At 61.7% G+C, this 21,719-nt stretch carries 20 protein-coding genes; 11 read left to right on the top strand and 9 right to left on the bottom strand.

Annotated features, from left to right (window positions below):
• A partial coding sequence (locus tag OSH12_RS05200; RefSeq protein ID WP_266342464.1) for a GAF domain-containing protein occupies positions 1-910 on the bottom strand: 910 nt, incomplete at its 3' end.
• A gap of 451 nt (positions 911-1,361) precedes the next feature.
• Positions 1,362-1,655 (bottom strand): hypothetical protein, encoded by a 294-nt coding sequence (locus tag OSH12_RS05205; RefSeq protein ID WP_266342465.1) that lies wholly within the window; start codon positions 1,653-1,655, stop codon positions 1,362-1,364.
• Between the two features lie 300 nt (positions 1,656-1,955).
• Between OSH12_RS05205 and OSH12_RS05210 the strand changes: the two genes are divergently transcribed.
• Positions 1,956-2,207, top strand: a complete 252-nt coding sequence (locus OSH12_RS05210; RefSeq protein WP_266342466.1) for a DUF982 domain-containing protein — start codon at positions 1,956-1,958, stop codon at positions 2,205-2,207.
• A 248-nt stretch (positions 2,208-2,455) separates the two neighbouring features.
• Here OSH12_RS05210 and OSH12_RS05215 read toward each other — a convergent pair whose 3' ends face one another.
• Positions 2,456-3,427 (bottom strand): AraC family transcriptional regulator, encoded by a 972-nt coding sequence (locus OSH12_RS05215; protein WP_266342467.1) that lies wholly within the window; start codon positions 3,425-3,427, stop codon positions 2,456-2,458.
• A gap of 101 nt (positions 3,428-3,528) precedes the next feature.
• Here OSH12_RS05215 and OSH12_RS05220 point away from each other — a divergent pair, with 101 nt between their 5' ends.
• On the top strand, positions 3,529-4,782 hold the full coding sequence (locus OSH12_RS05220) for an MFS transporter (protein ID WP_266342468.1): 1,254 nt from the start codon (positions 3,529-3,531) through the stop codon (positions 4,780-4,782).
• A gap of 660 nt (positions 4,783-5,442) precedes the next feature.
• Here the strand turns inward: OSH12_RS05220 and OSH12_RS05225 are convergent.
• Positions 5,443-5,727, bottom strand: coding sequence for a hypothetical protein (locus tag OSH12_RS05225; RefSeq protein ID WP_266342469.1), 285 nt, complete (start codon positions 5,725-5,727; stop codon positions 5,443-5,445).
• Positions 5,728-7,374: 1,647 nt separating this feature from the next.
• On the opposite strand from OSH12_RS05225, the gene OSH12_RS05230 reads away from it, so the two are divergent.
• The 6 genes from OSH12_RS05230 (at position 7,375) to OSH12_RS05255 (ending at position 13,805) form a co-directional block, all read left to right on the top strand.
• Positions 7,375-8,361 carry a sugar phosphate isomerase/epimerase family protein gene (locus OSH12_RS05230; protein WP_266342470.1) on the top strand — a complete coding sequence of 329 codons (987 nt, stop codon included), beginning with the start codon at positions 7,375-7,377 and terminating at the stop codon, positions 8,359-8,361.
• Positions 8,362-8,416: 55 nt separating this feature from the next.
• On the top strand, positions 8,417-9,472 hold the full coding sequence (locus OSH12_RS05235; protein ID WP_266342471.1) for a sugar ABC transporter substrate-binding protein: 1,056 nt from the start codon (positions 8,417-8,419) through the stop codon (positions 9,470-9,472).
• 97 nt (positions 9,473-9,569) lie between these two features.
• Positions 9,570-11,084, top strand: a complete 1,515-nt coding sequence (locus tag OSH12_RS05240) for a sugar ABC transporter ATP-binding protein (protein WP_266343325.1) — start codon at positions 9,570-9,572, stop codon at positions 11,082-11,084.
• 2 nt (positions 11,085-11,086) lie between these two features.
• Positions 11,087-12,064, top strand: a complete 978-nt coding sequence (locus tag OSH12_RS05245) for an ABC transporter permease (RefSeq protein WP_266342472.1) — start codon at positions 11,087-11,089, stop codon at positions 12,062-12,064.
• Positions 12,061-12,930, top strand: a complete 870-nt coding sequence (locus tag OSH12_RS05250) for a MurR/RpiR family transcriptional regulator (protein WP_266342473.1) — start codon at positions 12,061-12,063, stop codon at positions 12,928-12,930. The genes OSH12_RS05245 and OSH12_RS05250 overlap by 4 nt, the downstream gene beginning before the upstream one ends.
• Complete coding sequence (locus OSH12_RS05255; protein WP_266342474.1) at positions 12,927-13,805, top strand: PfkB family carbohydrate kinase; 879 nt, start codon at positions 12,927-12,929, stop codon at positions 13,803-13,805. Before OSH12_RS05250 ends, OSH12_RS05255 begins: the two co-directional genes overlap by 4 nt.
• 104 nt (positions 13,806-13,909) lie before the next feature.
• On the opposite strand, the gene OSH12_RS05260 is transcribed toward OSH12_RS05255, so the two are convergent.
• The 4 genes from OSH12_RS05260 to OSH12_RS05275 all read right to left on the bottom strand — a co-directional run bounded on the left by OSH12_RS05260 (position 13,910) and on the right by OSH12_RS05275 (position 16,838).
• Positions 13,910-14,179, bottom strand: coding sequence for a hypothetical protein (locus tag OSH12_RS05260; protein ID WP_266342475.1), 270 nt, complete (start codon positions 14,177-14,179; stop codon positions 13,910-13,912).
• 23 nt (positions 14,180-14,202) lie between these two features.
• A complete protein-coding gene (locus OSH12_RS05265) occupies positions 14,203-14,703 on the bottom strand; it encodes a Spy/CpxP family protein refolding chaperone (RefSeq protein ID WP_266342476.1) in 501 nt (166 codons plus the stop codon).
• Between the two features lie 35 nt (positions 14,704-14,738).
• Positions 14,739-15,080 carry a GCG_CRPN prefix-to-repeats domain-containing protein gene (locus OSH12_RS05270; RefSeq protein ID WP_380223062.1) on the bottom strand — a complete coding sequence of 114 codons (342 nt, stop codon included), beginning with the start codon at positions 15,078-15,080 and terminating at the stop codon, positions 14,739-14,741.
• Between the two features lie 276 nt (positions 15,081-15,356).
• The gene (locus OSH12_RS05275) at positions 15,357-16,838 is read right to left on the bottom strand and encodes an FAD-dependent monooxygenase (protein WP_266342478.1); all 1,482 of its coding nucleotides are present in this window, start codon (positions 16,836-16,838) and stop codon (positions 15,357-15,359) included.
• Between the two features lie 104 nt (positions 16,839-16,942).
• On the opposite strand from OSH12_RS05275, the gene OSH12_RS05280 reads away from it, so the two are divergent.
• Positions 16,943-17,515 (top strand): TetR/AcrR family transcriptional regulator, encoded by a 573-nt coding sequence (locus tag OSH12_RS05280; protein ID WP_266342479.1) that lies wholly within the window; start codon positions 16,943-16,945, stop codon positions 17,513-17,515.
• Positions 17,516-17,536: 21 nt separating this feature from the next.
• Positions 17,537-19,177: an alpha-keto acid decarboxylase family protein gene (locus OSH12_RS05285; protein WP_266342480.1), complete on the top strand. Its 1,641-nt coding sequence runs from the start codon at positions 17,537-17,539 to the stop codon at positions 19,175-19,177.
• An 84-nt stretch (positions 19,178-19,261) separates the two neighbouring features.
• Here the strand turns inward: OSH12_RS05285 and OSH12_RS05290 are convergent, their stop codons facing one another.
• Complete coding sequence (locus tag OSH12_RS05290) at positions 19,262-20,500, bottom strand: ROK family protein (protein ID WP_266343326.1); 1,239 nt, start codon at positions 20,498-20,500, stop codon at positions 19,262-19,264.
• 256 nt (positions 20,501-20,756) lie between these two features.
• On the opposite strand from OSH12_RS05290, the gene OSH12_RS05295 reads away from it, so the two are divergent.
• Positions 20,757-21,683 carry a sugar ABC transporter substrate-binding protein gene (locus tag OSH12_RS05295; protein WP_266342481.1) on the top strand — a complete coding sequence of 309 codons (927 nt, stop codon included), beginning with the start codon at positions 20,757-20,759 and terminating at the stop codon, positions 21,681-21,683.
• The last annotated feature ends 36 nt before the right edge of the window (positions 21,684-21,719 follow it).

Raw genomic sequence — 21,719 nt, forward strand, 5'->3', positions numbered from 1 at the left:
GATATAGCTCATTCTCTTGTCGAGCTTTAATCCGCTGGGAAAGACTGCTTGCCAAGGCTTGGCAAGCAAGCTTGGCAGTAAGGGATATAGGTCGCGGCTGATTGTGGTGGCACGCCACGAGGCCCCACAGCACCCCGTCCACGATAATCGACATCGACGCGGACGCCGCCACCCCCATGTTCTTTAGATACTGGATGTGGATTGGAGAAACGCTCCGAAGCATCGAGTCGCTGAGATCTATCGCCGCTAGCTCTTGATCGATACCGACGATTGGCACAGGGACATAGTTCACATCGGCAATGACTCGCACTCGATTGCGAACGTAAAGTGCCCTTGCTTGCTTGGGTATGTCGGACGCCGGGAAATGGTGGTTCAGGAAGCTCGATGATGCGTCGACAATGCTCTCGCCCACAACCACGCCTGTATCATCATCGACGAATTGGTAAACCAGAACACGACCATAGCCGGTCAGGCCCTGAAATGCCTTAGATGCTTGTTGGCACAGTTCCTGAAGCGAAGACGCCCTTTCGAAAGTGCTTCCCACCGCTTGCAACTCGGCAAGGAAGGAGGCGTCCAAGCTGTGCTGCGGGTCCTTATCCGTCAGTTCGACCACCAGGTACTCGCCGGAAATGAACACCACAGCGTCCATTGTCTTCCCGGCAACCGCAACGTCACCCACCACCTTGATGCCGGCGGATGGAAGCGCCTGCGTCGAGAAATGGCTCCCCAAGTCGAGGACGTCATCCAAGCAAAGTCCCAAGACGTTTCGGTTGATGAATGCATCGTCTCGACCCGCATAGCCAACGATCAATCTCGTGGTGACTTGCGCTATGAGCATGAAGCCGTCTGGCTGAATCGCGCCGGGGATATGAATTTGTTCAGCGTCGCAGCCGACAATCTCGACATTCAAAGCTGGAATTCCGCGATTGGGCGTCATTTCTAAAAATGATGCACGGTTTGCCGGGGGGGATAGGCTCAGTCACGAAACCACTTTGCCATTCCATTGTACAGCGGCCAGACTTTCCCGGTGTGTTCAGAGTTTCTTGCGGTCGGGAGCCATCGCCACGACCAGGTGAGGGCCGTTCCGCCGTATCGTTCCTATCAAGGTACGGCCGTCATAGGCGCTGAGTTCGTCGGCCATTCTCGGGTGTCAAACACCCAGGCGATTGGCAAAGCGCCTCTAGAGCCGCCTCACGCGCTCCGCTTGCCTGCACGCACGCGAGCGTAGAAGGCGTCGCCGCAAATCGCCTGCGGGACTTGATGGCGGGCTTTTGGCCCCAGCTAGCTGGGTATAGCCGCCGTTACGCAAAATGCCGTCAGGGGCTTCGGCTGACTTTCGGAATGGCATTCGGCTTCTGCCCTCACCGGGAAGATTCAAACTTTGGCTCAACATTTGCCATCTGCTTTGTGAAATTGATCTTCTTCAACTTGCCTATCTGCGCCTGCAGTGATTTTAGCTTCTGCGTCCGCATCTGCTCAGCGCGATTAAGGGCGCCTTCCATTGTCCGGTGCCATTCTCTGCCTTCCCCAGCGTAGGAATTAAAGACTACCCGGCCTAGGGGGCGGAAATAGTCACTACTGATTGTTCCCGCGACCTTCTGGATGCCATGGCTTAGGGCGTGTCGGGTGGTGTAAACGGTGGCGAGCTCGCCCATATCTGGTTCTCCTGAACAATATGAGCCTAGCCTCTCGCCGATCCGCAGTCTTGAATATCGGCCGCACCCCGAGCACGAATTGGTGAAGCGGATCAGAGCAGCCACACTGACAACCGCTAGAGGCTTCGCCTAACTCGCGAAACCGAATTCCGGGCTCGGGTGGCCGGCGGCCTGTCACGACCTGACACCGCCTGACATGCAGCCGGGTTTCCCCGTCCAAAACAAGGCCGGCGAGAAGACTCTTTGCCAGTCACATCGCGCCAGTTAGGTGCAGAGGTGCTGCCACCCTATATGAACGCTATGACCCAAAAATTTGAACCCGTCTTTGTCCGGGTGAGTGCCGTCAACTATCAGGTCGTCACTGATGCCGTGCGCGCCACTGGATTGCTACTGAAGCATTGGCCACAGGAATTCGTTGAGAGCGATTTGAACCGGGCGGCGCTCGCGGCCTGCCTGGCAGCATGGGAGGCCGATGGGGACCCAATGGATGCTCGGGCGGCCTTTGTCCAGGCTGCACACGAGGCGGGAATTCTGGCCCCGGAAGATGATTAATCTATCCGACTGTTAAATCGGCCCCGACGCCCAGCTCCGACGCGAGCTTATCCTGCACCGCTAACGACAGTTCGCGTCCCACCTTCCCCGCCATTTCAGTCCCAAGCTGGGCACGCCGATTGCTGCCGATTGCCCTCGATAATTTGCTTTCCTGTCTGACCACCCGGACTGAGGCAAGCTGATCAGTTGCAATCTGGAAGACAGAAGGCCGGCAGGCTGGACGGAGTGGTCAATGACCGACTGGTGGCTCAAAATGTCGTTGCAAGGATTGCCTGTCTGCTGGACCCCGGAGTGTGTCCGGTGACACGTTTGAAGGCACGGCTGAAAGCGGCTTGAGACGTATAGCCGAGCTTATGCGCTACAGTGTCAATCGCCAGCCTGTCGCGGGTCAGCCACTGACCGGCAAGCCGCATCCGTAGTTCTGCAGCATAGCGGAGTGGAGGGATACCGATCGTGGATTGAAAGCGTCCGGCAAAAACCGAACGGGAAATATTGCATTCCGCCGCCAGTTCTTCCACCGACCAGTCACGGCCGGGTTGTCGATGCAACGCCAGAATGGCGCACGCCAGACGGGGGTCGCGCAAGGCGGCCACGAGACCGGAGGCGTTGTCGCAGCCGCACTCCACCCAGCCCCGCACGATCATGGCCGCCATCACCTCAGCCAGCCGCGCAAGGATGCCCGCAAACCCAATCCGACCCGAGCAGATTTCATTCTTCATACTGTTAAAAATGGGCGCCAGCCCCGGATAACGGTCATTGTGGGCATCGGCCAGCATGAAGGGCGGCATCAGCGGCCCAAGAGCCTGCATGCCGCCAAGATCGAACTCCATGCAGCCATAAAACAGGATAGCGCTCGGTATAGTGCTGGTGGTGGGACAGGTATCCACCCCGCTTACAGCGTCGCCAAGGCCGGCTGTGGCAAAGCTGTCGATAGGCTGCACCGGAACGCCATTATCCGACAGCAACGCGTGCTCTTCCCCTTGTGGCACGAGAACAGCGCTGCCTGCCGACAACTCGCGCAACGTGCCGTCTGCGCTCCGCAGGACGGCGTTTCCAACGGCGAGATAATGGAAACAGGCATGGCCGGGCCTGGCATGGAAACTCATGCCGAACTCGGGCCCGGTCTGGATGCGGCGGTACTGAACCCCGCGCAGACGCATCCCGGACAGCAATTCGCTTATGAGATCGGAGGATAGCGCGAACGGATCTCGCAAGGCCATTTCAGGAGCCTCTATCAATAATTAAGGACTATAGATCATAGATCGTCCTGCCTTCGGTGTCTAGGTTCGGGGTCAACTGATTGAGAACGGAAAGAACCTGGATGACCGATATCGCTTGCTGCTCTGCATTAAATACAGAGCCTGATGACGTGACGCATGAAGCACCTGTATCCGCCGCATGGCTTGCGGTGTTCTCGCTGACAATGGGCGTATTCGGGCTGCTGACGGCAGAGTATCTACCTGCGAGCCTGCTGACACCGATGGCCGCCGAACTTGGCGTGTCCGAGGCTTTGGCCGGGCAGTCCGTCACCGTAACCGCGGTGGTGGCGCTGTTTTCCGGTCTGTTCGTGCCCGTTTTGACAAGAGGGCTCGACCGGCGTGTGGTTCTTCTAGCCTTTTCCACCTTGATGATCGCCTCCAACTTGCTGGTGGCTGTCTCCTCCAGCATGACGATCCTGTTGGTGATGCGTGTCTTTCTGGGCATCGCCCTTGGCGGCTTTTGGGCCATGGCTGCGGCTGTCACGATGCGGCTTGTGCCTCCTACGCTCCTTCCTCGCGCGATATCGGTCGTCTTTAGCGGTATCGCCGTCGGAACCGTCGTTTCCGTGCCGCTGGGCAGTTATCTGGGAGATCTGTTCGGGTGGCGCAGCGCCTTTTATGCGGCGGCGGCTATCGGGCTGACGACACTGGTATTTCAGGTTTTCACCTTACCGCAGCTGGCGCCTCGCAAAACCACGGCCCGACTGAGGACGGTGCTGGACGTTGTGCTGCGTCCAGGCATCGCCATAGGGATGCTGGGCTGCATCCTGGCGCATACCGGGCATTATGCGCTGTTCACTTATATAAGGCCGTTTCTTGAAAGCACCGCTGGCGTTGGCGCGGATGCACTGGCGCTAATGTTGCTGGGCTTTGGCGTGGCAAATTTCGTCGGGACCCTTCTGGGGGGCTGGTTGATGGAGCGCAGCTTGCGTGGGACGCTCGTGCTGATGCCGGCACTTGTTGGTATCGCTGGCCTGGCATTGGTCTTCCTGCCGGCCTCGGGCCTCGGACTGGCGCTTCTTGTGGCGTTCTGGGGCTTGGCATTCGGTGGCGTGCCGGTCGCCTGGTCGACCTGGGTTGCCCGTTTGGTTCCCGATCAGGCGGAAAGCGCTGGCGGAATGGTGGTTGCCTCGGTGCAGGGTGCGATTGCCGCCGGGGCTGCGTCCGGGGGCCTCATGTTCGGCCTGAGCGGCATTGTGGGCGTTTTTGTTGGAGGCAGCATCGTGATGCTTCTCGCCACGTTGTTTATAGCGTCGTACGTCAGGACAGGAGCGCAGGTTGAGGTCAAGCCCACATCAGCCTCCATGCATCTCTGATAAGCTGCTTGGAGATAGTTGCGGTTTGAAGGTGGAAATCGGGCTCGGTATATTCCAGGGAGTTGCGATACCGGGTCTGCGGCTACGCGCATTCAGCGCCAGCTCTCATAGGGTGCCAATTCGTTGGAAGCGGAGGGAAGCCAACCGGCATGCCGCCTGCCTGCAGATGTCAGTGCTTGTTGGAACCTGCCCCGCAGGCGGGTTTCGATGATAGAGCCCGCCTCGCGCGCGCCGCGCACCTGCTTGCATATGAGGGCGGCCTCCTGACGAGCACAAATCGCCTACGGAGTCCGCAGGTAGGCGTTTAGGGTGCGGTGGCTGCTGGGTTTGGCGGTCGCGCCCCAGATCGCCACCAGTGGACCAGCCTGACTCGAGAAATGCGGCACGGCAAATCGCCAATGCGAGCGCGTAATTTCTACTGGGACTTGTCGTGCAAGATTGCTGCCTCCAAGTCTCTTGGGTCGATCGTAAGTACCTCCGTCTTGCCCGCACTCGTCAGTATGATACGGGTCGCAATTCGTCGATATGCCAATTGGGAAACCGTGCTGAGCGCTTCGGTATCGGTCTGAACCACATAGGTGCCTGCCGGGTAAGGCCGATCCATCTCAGGAAGTTGGAACGGATGCGCGAATGTCACGGAGGAGTCGGTTGTCTGCTCTGTCACGGCTTTTCGACCAACCTAAACCGCAGAATGCCTATCGGTTGCAGACGTAAAATATCGCAACTCTTCGGAGCCGCGCTTGCGCCAGCGTAACGCTGCAATAGCTCGGCCTCGCTCACCATACGTTCGCCCCGATCCAATAGGTTCTGGATGCGGTAGATGGGAGATTTTCCAAGGGTAATGTATCGCGCCAGAATCCGGAACAGGTCTCGGGTCTTCGGGCTGGGGAGAGAGTTTAGGGCCATGCCGACTATCTCTCCGATGGCGAATTTTTGACCATACATGGAGCGCCTCTTCTTTCATTTGTACCAAGAATTGCGGCGTCAGCATCGTTGCACTTGCACGGATTGCCGCGAGGGCAAAGTGCAGCAGGTGCACCGCCTGTCAGGGGAAGTCATTTAACATCCGGCGGCACTAATCGCGGGTTCTCCGAACTAGCGAGATAGGCAAAGCGATCTGTGCCCTTCTCGCTCTGTCCGGACGAGCCAAAAAAACTAGCTCGAAAGGCTCTTTTGGCAGGCGTCGGCGACGTCGCGATTCCCCTCTTTGGCTCCGGGAAGCGTCGCCCATCCATTAGAGAGGACAAGGTCTCTGCGTTGGTAACTCGACGCAGCCTTGAGAGCCACAATCCGCTCAGCGGCTTGAGGGTCAGCCTGAGATTGAGCAATGCAAAGGGGAGTCAGTGCGCCGACCAACCGCGTCGTTGCTAATGTTTCGGCACGAGCCTGCGAAGTGCCTCCAGTAACCCAACCGCCCCAGGTGAAGCCCACAACTGCGAGAGCGATTGCTCCGACCGCAGCGCCGAAAAGCGAAGGCTGCACCCATTCAAACTTGGTCAATTTCATATCCAGTATTTTCGAGAAAATCATTTGGCCAATCTGTGCATATCATACGATTTTGCAAAATAATCGATGATAATTTATGCGCTTGACCGAGGCGAATAAGTGGTATCGTCGACCTGTGCTAAAGTTTTTTGGCGATTTATTACCGTCATGCCCCAGTTGAGGGGCGGTAATACGACATTATTATTCAACAAGATTTGACAAGCCAGCGTGAAAATCGTGTGGTCGTTACCACTCATTTCGTTGGGCGGAGGTTGCCGTCTGGGATCAAACTGTTTCGACTGCGCTTGGTTTTTCTACCTAGGCCAAAGATTTCGGTACGTCCGCTTTAAACGCTCATTGCTTGAAAGCCGGCAGTCCGCCTCCGGCCCCAATTCGGATGGCTGAACCTCAAGAGGCTCGGCACAATCGGTTGCAAGTCCGTCTCAATAGCCATGAACCATTTTCTTAATATGGTACATAAACGTGGTACTCGAAATATAAGTGATTGAATTTACACAATATTAGGTAGCCTCCTCCGCTACCAAATCTCTTAATGAGATCAGGTACTTACAAGGCGCCCTCCGAGGCGCCTTTTTCGTCTAGACACTTTGCTCGCTTTTTGTAGACACTTTTGTTCCCCGACTGTTCGCGCGCTCCATCTTCTGAACGACGCCGCGCAAAATCTCCAACGGCGAACGCCTCGATCGCAGCGCCTATTTGCCTAAGGGCCGCAGCGGTCTTTGTGAGGGTCAGTGGACGCGCTGGCGGCTTTCATGGAGGCCTTCTTGGCGATCGTGAGCATTCATTGAGTAGGAGGAACCGCTTCGGCCGCAAGGCGAGGCGGGAGGCGGTTTGGTGTTCTGGACGGGCCTGGTCGGCCTGGATCCTGTCGCGGACAGCTTGCGGCCAGAAACCGACGCCTGGGCCTGCCCTCTAGCGGTCGACGCAGAGGGCGGGCTTGCAGCGTTTGCCTGACCGACAGGTCCGTTATCTCGGTTTCGCCATCGGCTGGTGACGTCGCGCGTCTCGCCTCAAAGCCACCAACTCGATTGACAACTTCACCAAATTACTGTTTCTCGTGAAGTACTCCAGCTTGGTGGACCCATCATGACCTCTTCCCGCTTCGCGACACGTCTCAATTCCTTCGGCTCCGCGCCGGCGCTTTTCTGGCCCGATCTGAAGGGCAAGCCATCCATGATGCAGATGGCCGAGAGAGCCGCGACGGTAAACGGCCTTACCGATCTGGATCTGAACTATCCCGATCATGTCGGGGAAGAGCCCAGCCACCTCGCTCGACGCATCGGAGATCTCGGTCTCAGCGTTAACGGGCTCGCGATGCGCTACTACACCAATCCCGAATTCAAGCTCGGCGCCTTCACGAATCCGGACAGGATCGTGAGGCAGGAGGCTATCGACCTCACCAAGCGCGGCATTGACGCGGCGCGGGCCATGGGCGCGAACCTGATGACGATCTGGCTCGGCCAGGACGGCTTCGACTATAATTTCCAGCTCGATTATGCGCGGGCCTGGGACATGGAGATCGAGGGCATCCGCGAGGTCGCCGCCCACGACCCGGAATGCCAGATCAGCATCGAATACAAGCCCGACGAACCGCGCGCGCACAGCCTGCTGCGGGACGCCGCCACCACGCTGCTGGCAATCGCCGATGCCGGTTCGCCGAACCTCGGCGTGACGATGGACTTCGCGCATTCGCTTTATGCCGGCGAGCAGCCCGCCTTCGCGGCGCATCTCATCCATCGCCGCAGCAAGCTGCTGGGCGTCCACCTCAACGATGGCTACGGCAAGCGCGATGACGGCCTGATGGTCGGCGCGGTGCATATGCGATCGACGCTCGAGCTGCTGCACCAGATCCGCCGCGACGGCTACACCGGCGCGCTCTATTTCGACACCTTCCCCGATCTCAGCGGTCTCGATCCGGTCGCGGAGTGCGAAGCCAACATCGCCACGGTCAATCGGCTCTCCGCGATCGCCGATCGCCTGAATGGCGACAACCGGCTCGGGGAGGCGCTGGGACGACAGAATGCGGTCGCCAGCCAAAGAATCGTCAACGAAGCCCTGATCGGCAGCGCCTGATCGACGGTCGCATGCCGGCAGCGCATGTGCCGGCGTTCACGGGAGGAGAATACCCATGTCAATTCGCATGAAATCACTGGCTGCCGGTTGCGCGATCGCACTGCTGGCGGGTTTTGCCCACGCTCAAGAACTCGCGCCGCTCAATTCCGATACCGAGAAGGATCGCATCGACTGGTCGCAGCTTCAGGCCAAGTTCGGTGACGTGCCGGCCGCCCCTGCCGGCGCCAAGATCGGTGGCGTCTCCAAGACGCTGACCAACGAATACTGGCGCAGCCTCGGTGAGGGCTACCAGAACTACGGCAAGAAGAATGGTGTCGAGGTCGTCTACCAGGCCGCCCAGAACGAGGGCGACCAGCTCGGCCAGCTCTCCACTGCCGAGACCCTGATCTCGCAGGGCTTCAACGCGCTGCTGTTCTCGCCGCAGACGGACAACAACCTGCAGCCGGCGCTGGAAGCGGCGGAGAGCAAGGGCATTCCGGTCATCAACGTCAACGACGCCGTCATCCCCGGCGCCAGGCAGTATGTCGGCAACGTCCAGCGTGACAATGGCGTTCGGGTCGCCAAGTGGTTCCTCGCGAACCGTCCGCAGGGCGGCAAGGTGGCGGTCATCGAAGGGCAGGCAGGTGTATTCGCCGCCGGTCAGCGCACCAAGGGCTTCACCGAGACGGTCACCGATGGCGGAAAGTTCACCGTCGTCGCCAGCGTCCCCGGCAATTGGGATCGCCAGCTCGCCTATGACAGCGCGGCCACCATTTTGCAGCAGAACCCGGACCTGGTCGGCTTCTACGCCAACAACGACGGAATGGCGCTCGGCGTTGTCGAGGCCGTGAAGGCCGCCGGCCTGCAGGACAAGGTTGTCGTGTTCGGCACGGACGGCATTTCCGACGCCTACAACTCGATCAAGGCAGGCGAGCTCACCGGTACCGTTGACTCCTTCCCGGTCCTGACCGGCGAGGTCAGCATGGAAGTCGCGCTGCGCCTGCTCGGCAAGCAGGCCATTCCCCGCGTGGTCTCGACCCCGCAGGCGCTGATCACCAAGGACAATGTCGCGACCTACTCCGCCACCGGCGACGAGCTTCGCAAGGTTCTGCTGGCCCAGCCGGCCGAATGATGCGGCAGGGGCTCGGTCATCAGGCCGAGCCCCGCTTTCGTTCCGGGCGAGCGCGCCAGGGAAGACGTGCCATGGGAGGCGTGTTGTGACGAATGTTGTGGTTGATCGCCTGAAACTGACCGGCATCGGCAAGAGCTTCGGGACGCTGCGCGCGCTCGATGGGGTCGAAATGTCGGTCCGGCCCGGCACCGTGCACGGCCTCCTGGGGGAGAACGGCGCCGGTAAATCCACGCTGTTGAACATCCTTTCCGGCGTGTTCGCGCCATCGTCGGGGCATATCGAGATCGACGGCGTACGTGTCGCGGGCCATGGGCCAAAGGCGGCGAGGCGCGCCGGGATCGCCATGATCCACCAGGAGCTTCAGCACGTTCCGGAGCTTTCCGTCGCGCAGAACATGTTTCTCGGCCGTCCTTTGATCGCCGGCGGCGTCTTCGTTGCCCGTCGTCTGCAGGAGCAGGCCGCGGCCGACGCGCTGGCGCCTCTGGACCGCTCCATCGATCCATCCGCGCCGATCCGCACGCTCAAGGTCGCACAGCGGCAGATCGTCGAAATCGCGCGCGCCATGATGGAAGACGCCAAGGTGCTGGCGATGGATGAGCCGACATCGAGTCTCACTCCGGCCGAGTTCGAGCGGCTCGCAATCCTGATTGCCGACCTCGCCGCCAAGGGCGTCTCGGTCATCTATGTTTCGCACAAGATGGACGAAGTATTCCGTGTCTGCGAGACCGCGACGATCCTGCGCGATGGCCGCAAGGTCGCTGACGTCATCATGAAGGACACGACGGAAAGCGCCGTGATCGCACGGATGGTCGGGCGTGAACTGGCGGTGGCCGGTCACCAGAGCTTCGTGCAGGGCGACATTGTGCTCGAAGTCGAGGGTTTGACCCGCGCAACAGCGGTTCGTGATGCCAGCCTCACGCTGCACCGCGGCGAAGTCCTGGGCATATCGGGCCTTGTGGGTGCCGGTCGGACCGAACTCCTTCGCCTGATCGCCGGTGTGGACCAGCCCGATGCGGGCGAGATCCGCGTTCGGGGTCGGCGGCTTCCGCTCGGCAATCCGCGCACGGCCATCGCCGCCGGGCTAGGCCTGTTGCCGGAAGAGCGCAAGCGTGAAGGCATCGTGGCGCGACGGCCGGTGAGCAGCAACATTGCCCTGCCATCCATGCGGCGGTTTTCGCGCTTCGGCTTCATGAACAGAAGGGCGGTCGCCCGGGAAAGCCTCGCCCTGATGACCGACCTCAATCTGCGGCCGCTCAGCATCGAGCGTCCGATCGGCCAGTTTTCCGGAGGCAACCAGCAAAAGGCCATCATCGGGCGCTGGATCGCGGCGGGCGCACAGATCCTGCTGTTCGACGAACCGACGCGTGGCATCGATGTCGGCGCCAAGGCGGAAATCTATGCGCTTATCGAAAAGCTGGCATCCGAGGGGCGCTCCATGATCGTCGTCTCATCGGAGCTGCCGGAGATCCTGCGCGTCTCCGATCGCGTCCTTGTCATGCGGGAAGGCCGGATCGCCGGCGTGCTGGAACGGGACGAGATGAGCGAAGAAGCCATCGTCGCGCTGGCCGTGCCGCAATCCGCCCCCCGCGCCGCCTCCATCTCAAGGTCCTAGTCATGTCGACATCGAACAGCACTGCATTGAACAAGGTTGAGAAGAAGTTCGCGCTTCCGGTCGGGCTGCGCGATGCCGGCACCTTGCTCGGCCTGGTCGTGATCGTTGTCGTCTTCTCGATCCTCAGTCCCAATTTCCTGACCGAGCAGAACGTTCTCAACATTCTGCAACAGTCCTCGATCAATGCCTGCGTCGCCCTCGGCATGACGCTGGTCATCATTTCCGGCGGCATCGACCTGTCGGTAGGCCCGATCGCGGCAATCTCCGCCGTCGCTGTCGCCGTGCTGATGGCGGCCGGCGTCCCCATCGCCCTCGCCATTCCGATCGCGCTCTGCTTCGGTATGGCGGCGGGCGGCATCAACGGCGCGCTCGTCACCTTTGGCGGGCTGCAGCCCTTCATCGTCACGCTCGGCACGCTCTCGCTCTATCGCGCCATCTCGCTGATCTACACCGGCGGCAACCCGATCTTCGGCATTCCCCCGGCCTTCCGCGCCTTGACCAACTCGACGATCTTCGGTGTGCCGAATCCGGTCGTCATCGTCGCTGTGCTCGCCGCCATCATCTGGGTGGTCCTGAACAAGACGCCGCTTGGCGAGTATTTCCTGGCGGTGGGCGGCAACCAGGAGGCGTCGCGCATCGCCGGCGTGCCCGTCACCCGGACGAAAATCGCCAGCTATGTAATCTCGGGCGGCCTTGCCGCGGTCGCCGGCCTGATCCTGGTGGGTCGCCTTGGCGCGGCCGATCCGACGCTCGGCAATCTCTGGGAACTCGACGCCATCGCGGCGGCGGCAATCGGCGGCGCCTCGCTGATGGGCGGCAAGGGCTCGATCGTCGGCACGCTGCTCGGGGCGATCATTCTCGGCAGCCTGCGCAACGGCCTGACATTGATGAATGTGCAGGCGTTCTACCAACTTCTGGCCACCGGCCTTATCATCCTCGTCGCGATGCTGATCGACCGCGCGACAAGGGGCAGGGAATGAACGTATCCATCCAGGATCCAAGGACGGTGGGGCCACGCATCCGCATGATGATGCCCCACCTCACGCCGCTTGAGGCGCGCGTGGTCGATACGATCCTCGGCCGCCGGGATTTTGATGGCACCACGCCGCTGAAGTCTGTCGCCGAAGACGCCGGCGTCTCGGAGGCCATGGTCGTCAAGATCGTCAAGAAGCTCGGCTTTGATGGATTTCGTCATTTTCGCACGGCCTTGGATGACTACAACCGGCTGCCCACCGCCGAATTGCATCAGGAGCTGTCCCCCGACGATAGCGGCCGTGAGATCGCCCAAAAAGTTTTCCGCACCTCGATCCACGCGCTCGAGGAAACCCTGTCGATCCTCGATCCGGAGAGTTTCGAGCGCGCCGCCGACCTGATTTTTCATGCCAGGCAGCGCGACCTCTACGGCATTGGCGGGTCGGCGCAGATCGCGCGCGATGTGGCGCACAAATTCCTGCGCATCGGCATCCGCACCAACGTCTTCGACGACGCGCACATGATGTTGATGTCGGCAGCCTTGCTGGGTCCGGACGATGTGGCGATCGGCTTCTCGCATTCCGGCGCCACCAGCGCGGTAATCGAGGCGATCGAGCTCGCACGACGCCGGGGCGCGCGCATCCTTGTCGTCACCAACTATGACACCTCGCCCCTGGCGGCGATTGCCGATGTCGTGTTGTGCTCGACGGCACAGGGGTCGCCGATCCTGGGCGAGAACGCGGCGGCCCGTATCGCGCAGCTCGTCATCCTCGACGCCGTCTTCGCAGCCGTCGCGCAGCGCGACCTGGATGCGGCTGAGAAAAACCTCGCGGCGACCATGCGCGCCGTCACAGCGAAGCGGCGAACAACATGAACGAACCGATCCGCCCGGCGATTGTCGTCGTGGGCAGCCTTCACTACGACATCATGGTCGATGCCCCCGACCGCCCCCGCAAGGGCGAAACGGTGACCGGCTACGCCTGGCGACCGAAATTCGGCGGCAAGGGCGGCAACCAGGCGGTGGCCGCGGCCAGAGCCGGCGCACAGGTCAGGATGGCCGGCGCCATCGGCGATGATGATTTTGGGCCGTTCCTGCTCGACCATCTGAACGCCGCTGGCGTGGATTGCTCGCGGATAGAGCGCCTGTCGGGCGTCGGCTCCGGCATGAGTGTCGCCATATCGGATTCAGAGGGCGATTACGGCGCCGTCATCGTGTCCGGCGCGAACCTGAAGATCGATCTGGCCGCGCTCGCCGAGCCGGATCTCTGGCAGGGCGTCCGCATGCTCATTCTTCAAAATGAGGTGCCCGAAGCGGTCAACATTCATGCGGCCCGGGCAGCGCGCTCCCGGGGCGTCATCGTCTGTGTCAACGCCGCTCCCTACCGTCCTTTTTCGCCAGAGTTCGTCGACCTGATCGACGTGCTCGTCGTCAACGCCATCGAGGCTGAACAACTGGGTAGCGTGGCCGTCGTCGATCTTGCTTCCGCCGCTCAAGCCGCCGCTTTCCTGTCGCAGAATTTCGCAACCGTGGTGGTCACGGCCGGCGGCGATGGCGTTGCCGGCCAAAAGCGCGGCGAAACCCCGATCCGCCTTCCTGCCAAGCCTGTGGACCTCATCAGCACGCATGGCGCCGGCGACGTGTTTGTCGGCGCTCTCGCCAGTTCGTTGGCCAACGACCTGTCATTTTCCGAATGCATCGCCGCAGCGAACGAGGCCGCTTCGCTTCACGTTTCAACGCGGCACGAATGAGCTCCATCAGAGCGTCTGCAATGGCTTAGCGGAATTCCAACGGAACCCGCCGACCCCTGGGGGCGTCGGCGGGACAGATGACTGGCAGGCCAGGCGGCTTGGCTTCAGCCGCCACCATGTTCATCGGCATAAGCGATGCCGGCTTCGACTTCACTGATCGCCTGCAGGACGAGCTGCGCCGCCCGTTCCTTGTGGCCGCCCTTGTTGGGGGTGGCGCGGTGCAGGGCATTCAGCGCGGCCTGGAGCGCGCCAAGCGCATCTTCCATGTTTCCCTGTTCTGCGGCGGCAGGCGTCGCTCCCGCCAGGGTGGTCGCGGCGACGAGGGTCGCGCTCAGCGCCACGAACTGGCGGCGGGTCGAGGTGTCGTGGGTCATGTCCAAATTCCTGAAGCCCGGTTCTAGTTTTCGTCTTCGAAGATCCACAGGTCGGCCGTCGGCTGCGGGCCGTTGGCGTTGTCGATCATGCCGAGGAAGGCCGGAATCCGACGCTTCTGTTCCTCGCTGAGCGAGGCGACCAGCGGACGCGCTGCCGCGGCCACGGCCTTGAGCGCCTGGCCGCGCGTGATTTCGGCATCGGCAATGCGGTCGAGCACGTCGACGAAATCCGATGGCGGTGCTGCCTCGGCGCGCTGCTTGCCGCGGGCAAGGGCTTCCGTCGCCGCATTGCGGATCGCGGTTTCGAGTCCGGCCCAGAGCTTTTCCTGGTCCGGCGTCAAGCCGGCAACGGTCTTCAGCGCGATCAGACGCGCATCCAGAACCGCCTTCGCATCGATATCGGAATAGAGATCGACGGCCGGCGGCAGGTCAGGCGCGGGAGCGTCCTGCGCCCGGGCCGAGAGGGATGCGGTCAGGAGCATGAGGGATGCGGCCGCAGCCACGGAAATTGCCTTGATGGGCATTTTCAAAACTCTCAGTTTGAATGGCTGAATGGAGGTTACTGCCAGTTACCGTTGGGCAGGCGGCCGTGATACGGCGTGTTGCGGCAGTGGCCCCACGGTCCGCGCCAGGAGCCGGGAGGGCAGCCATTGCCGAAATAGCCGTAGCCGCCGGACGGGTAGGCATAGCCGCCGCCGGGCAGCGGGCCGGAATAGGGAGTATTGCGGCAGCCGCCCCACGGGCCGCGCCATGCGTTGGGGCCGCAACCTTGTGCCGCCTTGACTACGAGTTCCGGAGCTGTCGCCGAGTTGACGGCAGGCAAAGCCGATGCATTCGAGAGCGACGCCCCAAACAATATTGCGCCAAGCAGGATTTTGGAAATATTCAAAACAATCTCCATTTGCGTAAGGTGTGACCCACCGGTGTGTACCGTCGAATTATCGACAGGAACAAGCGTATAAATTCAGCATTTCATCGATGTGACCGAGCGGCAGTTGTAGAAAATAGGAGAGCCGCCGATCCCGGATCCGCCGGGCGACTGGTGCGGGCCGAAGCGGCGAAGTTCGAGGCGGGTTTACGCCTGATCCTCGATGGCGCGTGCGCGATCCGCACAGGCCAAAAGCCGGCAGGATGAGACGCGCGGTCGAACCTGGAGATACGGTAGTCCAGCCGATTTCTATCTGGCGATGCGCTTCAGATACGCCGCGATCGGCCCGGTATCCTCCGCCGCGCAGGCGACATAGCCGTCCGGCCGCACCAGCCAGATCCCGTCTTCGGCCAAGCGCGGGCGAATGTCGGGGCTGACCAGCTTCTCGAACGCTGCGACCAGGCTCGCGATCTCAGGCGTGTTGTCGGCGTGCAGGGCGAACAGCGGTGTCGCGCCGGACCCAGCGGGAAGCTGTCCGGCGACGGGCGCCACGCGCGCGCCCGGCCGCGGCCCGCCGTTCAGGGCAGGTCCGTTCAGCGGGCTATCGGGATAGTGGATCGCGATCTCGGTCACCATTTCCGAGGCTGCGTGCTGCACGGACGGGAGGCCGAGCACGGCATGGGCGGCGAAGTTGCGAATGTGTTGCGCGACGGGATTGCGCAGCGTCGCCACTTTGGTGAGCCGTCCTGCGCCCTTCAATACCTCTTCGCCGACATAGCTGCGCTCCGGGCTATAGCTGTCGAGCAGGTCTTCGGAGCCCGTTCCCTCGATCACCAAAGCGAGCTTCCAGGCGAGGTTGAAAGCGTCCTGCATGCCCGTGTTCATGCCCTGTCCGCCGGCGGGGCTGTGAATATGCGCGGCGTCGCCGGCCAGAAACACGCGGCCGTGCCGGTACTCGGCGACCTTGCGGTCGTTGATCCGGAACCCGGCCAGCCAGACCGGATCGCCGATGGTCATGCCTTGCGAGCCGCGCTGGTCGAGCAGCGCCTGAAGCTGGTCGACCGTCGGGGCGGGAGGCTGTTCGGCGGCCGACGACGCGACATCGGCGAGAACGCGATAACGGCCCTCGCTGATCGGGAAAATCACCAGAACGCCCTCCCTATGCCAGTAGACGGAGACGTCGGTCCCGTACGGATACCCGCTTACATGGACATCGCCGAGAACCCAGTCGCTGGGGAGTGTTTCGCCGGCGAAGGACACGCCCAGGGAATGGCGCACCACGCTATGCGCGCCGTCACAGCCGACGAGCCATTTTGCCTGAACGGTCTCTTCGCTTCCGTCTTCGGCGCGCAGGACAGCGCGAACGCCGCCGTCGACTTCCTGTATCGCCGTGACCTCGACTCTGCGCTCGACCACGATGCCCTGCTTTTCGAGTTGCGCCTCGAGCAGCCGCTCCGTTTCCGACTGGGGGATCATCAGGGCGTAGGGGTAGGGGCTTGCGACGCCGCTCATGTCGATACGGCCGATGCGCGTGTCGCCATTCAGGATCGAGACGTGCTTCGTCTGCAGGCCGACCTCAACGAAGGGGGCGGCGCCAAAACCGCGGTCGAGCAGTTCGAGCGTCCGGCTCCAGAGGACAAGCGCCCGAGACGTATCGGCTCGGTGCGCGGCCTTGTCCACGATCCGCACGTCGATGCCGTAGCGCGCGAGTTCGGAAGCGAGGGTCATGCCGACCGGCCCGCCACCGACGATGAGAACCGGGAGGGTATCACCAGACTGAGCGTCGCTCATGAAAGCTCTCCAAGGATGGGCGGGGATAAGGTGTAAACGCGTGTTTACTTTCCCTAACGCAAGGGTGTAGAAAATGCAAACGCTTGTTTACAAACTGAGAGCGCATGATCGAGAAAACCGCCACGCCGCGCCGATCCGATGCCAGTCGGATGCGCATTCTCGAAGCGGCCCGCACGCTGTTCGCGCGCCAGGGCTACGGGCGCACGACCATCCGGGAGATCGCCGAGGCGGCTGATATCAACCCGTCGCTGGTCATCCGCTATTACGGCAGCAAGGCTGCGCTGTTCGCCAATGTCGCGACCTTGCGGTTCGAAGCGGAGGCGACGTTGAACCTGCCCCGCGACAAGCTGGGGGAGGGCCTGGTGCGGCACGTGATGGGCCGGTGGGAGCACCCGCAGCAGGGACCAGCCTTGGCCGCCATGATGCGGGCGGCGATTTCCAGCGAGACTGCGCAAAGCCGCATCAACGAGATGTTCGCGCAACAGCTTCAGGCACTGTTTCAGTCGCTTGGCTTGAGCGACCAATCACCGGCAACGGGACCGCTGATCGCAACCCAATTGCTCGGTCTGGGGTTGGCCAGATATGTATTGAAGCTGCCAGCGGTCGTGGAATTACCAACCGAGACGGTTGTCGCGCAGATCGGCCGCGTTGTTCAAAGTTACATCGACGCCCAATAGACCCCGTTCCGGGAGGCCAGCGTGACCACGGTTATCGAGCATGTCCTGTCCCGCCTGCATGACATCGGCATAGCCGATATCTTTGGAGTTCCCGGCGACTATTCCTTCCCGGTCAACGACGCGATCTGCAACGATCCGAATATACGCTGGGTCGGCTGCTCGAACGAGTTGAATGCCGCCTATGCGGCCGATGGCTATGCCCGCATCAAGGGCGTTGGTGCCGTCTGCACCACCTACGGCGTTGGCGAGCTCAGCGCCATCAACGGCATCGCCGGGTCATATGCCGAGCAACTGCCCGTGTTCCATCTCGTCGGCACGCCGAACATGGCGACGCAGTCCGGGCGGAAGCTGGTGCACCATACGCTTGGCGATGGCGAATATGACCTGTTCCGCCGCATGAGCGATCCGGTGGTCGCCGCCAGCGTCGTCATGACGCCGGAGAACGCGGCACGCGAAACCGAGCGGCTGATCTTCGAGGCGCTCTATCATCGCCGTCCCGTTTACATGGCCTTTCCAGCGGATCTCGCTCTGCTGCCGGTGCTTGGCAGGGCAGAGCCGATCGCGATGCCGGCAAGCAATCCCGACGCCCTGAAGATCGTCGCCGACACGATCGTCGCCGCGCTGGAGCGTGCGGAGAGCGCCTGTCTGCTGGCCGGCATCCATGTCGCCAGAGCCGGGCGCAAGGCGGAGCTGGAAGCGCTCCTCGACAGTTCGGGGCTGCCCTTCGCCACCATGTTCATGGGCAAGTCCGTGATCGACGAACAGCATCCCGGCTATATCGGCATGTATAGCGGCAACCTGCTCGGCGAGGAGGTCCGCGTGCTGGTCGAGGGGGCGGATTGCGTGCTCAATGTCGGATCGCTGATGACCGACATCAACACGGGCGCCTTCACCGCGAAGCTGGACCCGGCCAAGGTGATCCATATCGGTCATCACGCAACGCAGATCGGTGGCAGGACCTATGCGAATGTCGAGATTGGCGACCTGCTGGCCGAGTTGGCGCGCCGCTTGCCAAAGCGGGAGTGGACGACGATCAAGCCGGGCTCGCTTGGTCCTCTGACCGGCTCCGGCTCCGACGCCATCGATGCGAATGCCCTCTACCCGCGCTGGGCCAATTTCATTGCGCCCGGAGATATCCTGATTGCCGAGACGGGCACGGCGTCGATGGGACTGGGCTTCGCGCTGATGCCGAAGGGAGCGACGTTCCACAGCCAGACACTATGGGGCTCTATCGGTTGGGCAACGCCGGCGGCGTTCGGCGCGGCGGTCGCAGCACCCGACCGGCGCATGGTTCTGGTGACGGGCGACGGTTCGCATCAACTGACCGTCCAGGAAATCGGCCAGTTCCCGCGGCTCGGCCTGAAGCCGATCATCTTCGTGCTCAATAATGATGGCTATCTGATCGAGCGCCTGCTCTGCAAGGATCCGGCGATCGCTTACAACGACATCGCACCCTGGCATTATGCTGATCTGCCGCATGCGTTCGGTTGCGACGACTGGCAGACCATGCGCGTGACGACCTGCGGCGAGTTGGACGCAGCCCTCGAAGCGGCTGAGAGGGCCGAGACCGGCGTTTATATCGAGGTCGTCACGGACGCCTATGTTGCTTCACCGCTATCGCTCAAGCTGCACCATGCAATGCAGGCGCTCTACAAGGCGTGAGCCGCCGCAAGCTCCTGTTGGCGCGCGGGATACCGATACCAAGAGGCGCACGCGCAATCACGCACGCCCCATGGCTAATTCATCTCAACCTTGATGGATCGCGGCTGTAGGGCGACCTGTCTCAAACCATTTGGCCAGGCAGCTTGGCAGGAAGATCTCGTCCAGCACCATCTGCGCAGCGCCGGCAAGCCCGGTTTGGTCGGACTGATCGACGACCACGATCGCCAGTTCACGCGTCACGAAAGGAAGCGAGTGGCGGTAGATCGCTTCGCGCATCGAGGCGAGGAACAGGTCGCCAAGTTGTGGCAGACAACCGTCAGCGACCACCATTGCTGGATTCAGGACATTGATCGTGGCCGCCAATGCCATGCCGATCGTGGTTCCAGACATCGCTACGAGCTGCTGCGAAATCTCATCGCCCTGGCGAGCGCCGATTGCCAGGTCGCGGATATTGAGTGCTGCGCCGGAATCGAGACGTTCGGCGAAGTAGCGGCTCTCCCGGCTCCGGCCGGCCGCTTCCGCCTCTCGCAGCAGGGCCTCGCCCCCGGCAACGGCCTCGAGACATCCGCGCCGCCCACAGCGGCATAGCGCGTCGCCGCCGATCGTGATGTGGCCGATGTTGCCTGCAGCACCCTGAGCGCCTCGCATCACGCGGCCGTCGCTCACGATCCCGCAACCAACCGCAAGATCGGCAGTCAGATAGACGAAGTTCGACTGTCGTCTCGCCACGCCTGTCCGAAGCGCACCAAGGGCGAGCACGTTGTCACACGTCTCAAGCCAGACCGGCGCGTCAAATTTGGCGGAGAGAGCTCGGCGCAGCGGATAGCCGCTCCAATTGGCGGGGAGGGACGGCGAATCGACGAAGGTTCCGGATTCAAAGTTGCTATGGGCGGGGACGCCAACGCCTATGCCCCAGATGTCCGACGCGCTGCGGCCGAGTTCCGCCAGCATCTCATGCCAGCGTCCCTCCACAAGTCCCAGTACGTGCTCGGGACCCATGCCGAAGTCACAAATCTCGTGATGAGATGCCAGCACCTTGCCCGACAGGTCTGTCACGCCAACGAGGAAGTGCCTCAGCTGTGCGTAGTAGACCAGGACCACGCCGCCACCTGCATTCAATTCCAGCTCGCGCGCCGCACGCCCGCCCGTCGAGGCGCTCAAATCTCCTTCGACGACGATGGTCGATCGAAGTAGCTGATTGACCCGCTCGCTGATGAGGCCGCGCCCCAGGCCCGTGACGCGCTGGAGATCCGGTCGCCCCTTGGCCTCACCCGTCCGGATGAGGTCGAGAACCGCGCTTAAACTGTCCAATTCACCCACCATTCGTTGCAAGCAGCCTCCGGGTTGCTGGTCAGGACTCAGCAAAACATGTGTCACCTCTGCAGGTGAAAAACAATTGGATTTGCCATTCTGCATATTTGATGCAAATGTCTGTCGCATACAAGCAGAAGGCCGATGCGAACCGGTCGACTGGTTGTCCGATTCGCCCTGGAGGCGCGGGTCGACCTAATATTTGGAGGAGGAATTTATGGTCTTCACGAGGACTTGTTTTCGCGCGTTCACGTTTAGCGTCGCGCTCATGGCGAGTGGCCTGGCTCATGCCGAAGACGTGCGAACGATCAAGATCGCTTTCAGTGTCGATGTTCTGGACGATACGCAGAATGCGGCTACCCAGGCCATGCACAAGCGCGTCGACGAGCTCAATGCATCGCGCAAGGACGTCAAGATTGAATTTGATGTCTACGACGCCCAAGGTAGCGTTGATAAGCAGATATCGGATGTACAAACGGCCCTGATCAAGCAGCCGAACGTGCTTATCTTCAGCGCCGTGGACAGTGTGGGCTCCCTGCCGGCGATGCAGGCAGCCAAGGACGCTGGCGTTCCCATCCTCGACCGCCGCCCCACCAGTCCCGTATCCGACCTGACCACCGTCGCCTTCTATTCGTCGGACGAGAACCGGTATTCCAAGGCGACGACGGAGTGGATCAAGGGTTACCTGAAGGCCCATCCCGATAGCGTGTTGAAGATCGGCGCGATTTATGGTGCGCCGGCCCAGACGGCACAGTTGCTGCGTATCGACGCGATCAAGGCGCTCGCCGCCGAGATGCCCGACCGCATCCAGTTCGTTGCCGAGGGCTACGGCAACTGGCTTACCGCGACCGCGCAGAACCTTTCGCAGGATTGGCTGCTCGCCTACCCGGATATCAACTACATCGCGACCGCCAACGACATCATGGCGCTTGGCGTGTCCAACACGCTCATCTCGGCCGGCCGCAAGGATATCCTCGTCTCGGGCTATGATCTGACGCCGGATGGCGTTCAGCGCGTCAAGGATGGCACCCAGTCGCTCACCATCGGGACCAGTATTGCCGACAACGGCAAGACCATCGATGTGGCGCTTGGTATCGTCGACGGCTCCTTCAAGGACAAGACCTACTATCTCGACCCGGTCTATGCCGTCGATGCGGGCAATGTCGACGACTTCCTCGCTGGCAAGATCAAGTAATCGGATGTTTCCTCACCCCACGGCGTGATCGTCGTG

Origin of the sequence: Kaistia terrae, from assembly GCF_026344005.1 — a bacterium.
GTDB classification, from domain to species: Bacteria; Pseudomonadota; Alphaproteobacteria; order Rhizobiales; family Kaistiaceae; genus Kaistia; species Kaistia terrae.